Genomic DNA, 4,469 nt, shown 5'->3' with positions numbered 1-4,469 from the left:
GAGATCGCAGTGCGATGAATCGGTAGCACGACGCCTATAAAGTCAGCGTACGGAAAAAACGATCCATACCGATTCATCGCACTGCGATCGCGGAACACGAAGGTCACCTATTGCGTAAACAGTACAGGAGCAACGAAATGGTCTATCTGCAGATTACTCTCAAGGTCACGAACGCCAATCGGGCCGTCGCCGCGGGGGTCTACGAGAAATACAAGGCCCCCTTCCTCAACACCATCGCAGGCGCGAAGTCGAAAGAACTGCTGGTGCGCAATGAGGACGTGCAGGTGCTGCACGGTTTCGATAGCGAAGCGAACGCGAATGCCTACTTGCAGAGTGAATTGTTCACCGCGGACGTAGTCGGCGGGCTCAAACCCCTGCTGGACGCAGTGCCGGACGTGCGTATCTACCAAGTCGCCTGATCCCAACGTAGCAAAGTGCCGGGCTGGCACCTCACCTTTCACTACTCTTTAAAGAGATAACGACATGATGCATGACTGGAACGACTACCGTGCTTCTTTGCTGGCACGCGTCTCTGACTACGCGGAGCTTAGCCCGGAAGTGATGAAGGGCCTCCACATGATCGAAAGTTCGCCCGTAAAAAATGGCACACTCGGTCCCAAGATTCACGAACTGATCTCGCTGGCCGTGGCCGTCACGACACGCTGCGACGGCTGCATCTCGGTGCATACGAAGAAGGCCGTCGAACAGGGCGCGACGCGCGAGGAAATTGCCGAGGCACTGAGCGTGGCCATCGCGATGAACGCCGGGCCTGCCCTGGTCTACACAGCGCGCGTACTCGAAGCACACGCGCAACTGCCCAATACGAATACCTGAGTCACCTCTGGACGCGGTCGGCTGCCGATGGCCGGTAAGCCGACCGTTCACTATCGGTGCTTGCGGTAAGACATCCATGCTTGTAAATGCAGACTTTTCGCGCCCAGTCGTCGTCACACCAGACCGGTACGACTGGGTCGCCTCCCCGCAGAGCGGCGTAGAGCGCGTGATGCTCGATAGGATTGGCGAGGAGAAAGCCCGGGCGACCAGCATCGTGCGGTACGCAGCGGGTTCACACTTCACTGACCATGCGCACCCGCAAGGAGAGGAGATCTTCGTCCTGTCCGGCACGTTCTCCGAGCGCGACGAGCACTATCAGGCCGGGTGGTATCTGCGCAATCCGCCAGGATCCACCCATCGGCCGTCCAGCGCCGCGGGCGCGATCATTTTCGTCAAGCTTCGGCAAATGCACCCGGCAGACCGCCATCGCGTGCGCATCAACACCCGCGATCCCGCATTCTGGCAGCGCCAAAGTCGGCGCGAAGTCTGCCCTCTGTTCTCGTCGGATACCGAACAAGTTTGTCTGCAACGTCTATCGCCAGACGAACCGTTATTTGAAGGCCTAATAGACAGTGCCGAATTACTGGTATTGGCCGGAAATCTAATGCTTGGGAAGCGGTCCTGTGATCGGGGCAGTTGGGTTCGACTACCCGTGGGTGAGTATCCCGAGATCGTAGCCGGCCCACAGGGAGCGACCTGTTACCTCAAGACCGGTCACCTGGTTGATTGGGCGGTGGAGGCATAGGCATGAAATCAGCACGCATCGCCATTATCGGGGGTGGGCTGAGCGGTCTGTATGCGGCTCTTCTTCTCGAGCAACAGGGCATCGAAGACTACGTATTGTTGGAAGCCCGCTCCACCTTCGGCGGTCGCATTCTTTCCGTGTCGCCCACCGGAATGGATGAAGCGGGCCAAGATACATCCGATACCTTCGACCGCTTTGACTTAGGGCCGACGTGGTTCCGGCCAGAGTTCCAGCCTCAGCTCGATCGTCTCGTCGGCGGGCTAGCACTTGAACGATTCGAACAGCATGACGCCGGCAGCATGATCATCGAGCGATGGCCGCACGAGGGGCCTTTGCGGGTCGACTCCAGCTACGCTGCATCGCCGCCGTCGATGCGTCTGGTGGGTGGGATGAACGCGCTGGTCGCGGCCCTGCGCAAGAAGCTCCCGCAGGACCGGCTCTCTGTCGGTCACAGGGTCAAGCGCGTCCGCCATGCCGGTCAACAAATCGAAGTCGATGCCGAGGATTCGCACGAACGGCTTATCACTTACCGCGTGCAATTCGTGTTGCTCGCCGTACCGCCACGCTTGGCGACTTCCGCGATCGACTTCACGCCCGCATTGCCGGATTCAATCTCGCGCGCCTGGAGCAATACGGCCACGTGGATGGCATCGCACGCCAAATATGTCGCTGTCTACGACAGGCCATTCTGGCGCGATCGGGGACTTTCCGGCGAAGCCCGAAGCGCCGTGGGACCGCTCGCGGAAATCCACGATGCCTCCATGCCGGGCGGCAGTGCCGCACTGTTCGGCTTCTTCGGCATTCCCGCCCGCACGCGCAAGCGTGTGCCGGAGCAAGAGTTGTTGCTCCACTGTCGAGCGCAGTTCAAGCGGATGTTTGGCGCAGAGGCTGAGCGGCCAAAGGCTGAGCTTATCAAAGACTGGGCCGCCGATCCTCTGACCGCGACGGCGGTCGACCTCGACGGCACAGCAGGACACGGCGAGGCGCCGCAGGCGACCGTCGCGTCAGGGCCGTGGCATGGGCGTCTGGCGGGAATCGCCAGTGAATGGTCTGCCCGGTTTCCGGGCTATCTGGCGGGCGCCGTCGATGCCGCAACCATCGGCGTACGCGAGGCAATCCATGCGGCGGCAGCGGACGGTTGGGCGTCGGGTGCAATAGCCAGGCGCCGCAACCAGGAATCGTTTAATCCCCCTACTCTTTGAGACACGAACATGAACAGCACATATCGAGCAATGCAGTTGAGCCGGCCTGGATTTCTTGAACTGGTCGAACGACCGAGACCGACCCCGGGGGACGGCGAGGTTTTGATCGAGGTGGAGGTATGCGGAATTTGCGGCGCCGACATCGGCCAGATCGATCGAGCCGATCCCACATCGCAGCCGCGCGTGCCGGGACATGAGGTGATCGGACGAATCGCTGCCATCGGGGCGGCAGTACCCGCGATCTGGAAGGTGGGCCAGCGCGTTGGCGTGGGCCGCCTCGGCGGCCACTGCAACGAATGCGACCAATGCCGACGCGGGGAATTTCAGCTTTGTCGGAATCAATCGGTCGTTGGCGTAACGACCGATGGCGGCTACGCCGAAGTGATGATCGCACGCAGCACCGGTCTGGTTTCGATTCCCGACGAACTCGACTCCGAAGAGGCGGCGCCGATCTTGTGCGCGGGCCTTGCCACCTTCAATGCGCTCAAGAAGTCAGGAGCCGAAGCAGGGGATCTCGTGGCCGTGCTGGGGATCGGCGGACTTGGGCACATGGCGTTGCAATACGCGCGCAAAATGGGCTTCAAGGTCGTGGCCATCGGGCGCGGTCGGGAGATTGTCGACGATGCATTGGCACTGGGAGCACATATCTACATCGACACGAACGAAGACGACGCCGTGGCCAAACTCAAGGAGTTGGGAGGCGCACAAGCTATCGTCACTACGATAGGCCACGCCGCCACCGTATCCGCGTGCATTGGGGGCCTCGCCCCACAGGGCAGATTGATTGTGCTGGGCGTGGGTAAAGATCCGTTACCTATCGCAAGCGGCCAACTGGTCTCCGGAGAAAAGGGCGTACTGGGGTCGATGACAGGCACTCCCTACGAGAACGAAAAAGCGCTGAATTTCAGCGCGCTGACCGACATTCGGCCGATGATCGAAACCATGCCACTGGAAAACGCGCTCGCCGCCTATGAGAAAGTGAAGAGCGGTGATGTCAAGTTCAGGATGGTCTTAGTCACGCGAAAGAAATAACGAATATTAGCAGGCACCATCCATAAACCGTCATGCCGACCGCTGGGCCGAGGTTCTAGCCCAGCAGTCGCCGAACATCGCCGATGCTGTTTCGCTTCGCAACGCTCGTCAGTCCGGACAATCTAGACCGAACCCATACCACACGTGCATTCCTCCACCCCGACCGCGACGCCATTGTCGTCCCCTTACGTTCACGCGAAAAGCAATATCGCAAAGCTCACCGTTGCGCAGGCATTCGCCGGTGCGAACTCGGCGATTATCTACTCGACAGGCGCAATCGTCGGGAACGCGCTTGCCCCGAGTCACGCGCTGGCGACGCTGCCTATCTCTGTCTTTGTGGTGGGGATGGCGGCTTGCTCGCTACCCAGCGGCGCCATCGCGCAACGCTACGGTCGTCGAACAGCCTTTCTGATCGGCACAGGATGCGGTGTGCTTGCTGGCCTGCTTGCAGCCTTGGCGGTCACAGTGAGTTCCTTCTGGCTATTTAACGCAGCGACGTTCCTCGCTGGCGCCTATGCCGCGGTGGTCTTGTCCTTTCGCTTTGCTGCCGCGGATTGCGTCCAGTCGGAGCGACGTCCGCGTGCGCTATCGTTCGTCATGGCGGGCGGCGTCTTCGCCGGCGTGATTGGGCCGCAGCTCGTCACCTATACCATGAA

General features: G+C 60.6%; 6 protein-coding genes. All 6 read left to right on the top strand.

The features are described 5' to 3' along the window. The first annotated feature begins 137 nt into the window (after positions 1 to 137). Positions 138 to 419: a hypothetical protein gene (locus tag BN2475_RS32795; protein WP_094783479.1), complete on the top strand. Its 282-nt coding sequence runs from the start codon at positions 138 to 140 to the stop codon at positions 417 to 419. A gap of 64 nt (positions 420 to 483) precedes the next feature. After that, positions 484 to 834: a carboxymuconolactone decarboxylase family protein gene (locus tag BN2475_RS32790; RefSeq protein WP_094783478.1), complete on the top strand. Its 351-nt coding sequence runs from the start codon at positions 484 to 486 to the stop codon at positions 832 to 834. A gap of 76 nt (positions 835 to 910) precedes the next feature. Next, entirely contained in the window at positions 911 to 1,579 is a 669-nt protein-coding gene (locus tag BN2475_RS32785) for a cupin domain-containing protein (RefSeq protein ID WP_094783477.1), read from the top strand. Between the two features lie 2 nt (positions 1,580 to 1,581). Beyond that, complete coding sequence (locus BN2475_RS32780) at positions 1,582 to 2,781, top strand: flavin monoamine oxidase family protein (RefSeq protein WP_094783476.1); 1,200 nt, start codon at positions 1,582 to 1,584, stop codon at positions 2,779 to 2,781. A gap of 9 nt (positions 2,782 to 2,790) precedes the next feature. Beyond that, entirely contained in the window at positions 2,791 to 3,813 is a 1,023-nt protein-coding gene (locus BN2475_RS32775) for an alcohol dehydrogenase (protein WP_094783475.1), read from the top strand. 174 nt (positions 3,814 to 3,987) lie between these two features. Then, on the top strand, positions 3,988 to 4,469 hold a 482-nt coding region (locus BN2475_RS32770; protein WP_245841763.1), incomplete at its 3' end, for an MFS transporter.

The organism is Paraburkholderia ribeironis (assembly GCF_900019265.1).
Taxonomy (GTDB): domain Bacteria; phylum Pseudomonadota; class Gammaproteobacteria; order Burkholderiales; family Burkholderiaceae; genus Paraburkholderia; species Paraburkholderia ribeironis.
Note: the sequence above shows the minus strand (reverse complement) of the source record. Positions and strands in the feature narration are given on the sequence as shown.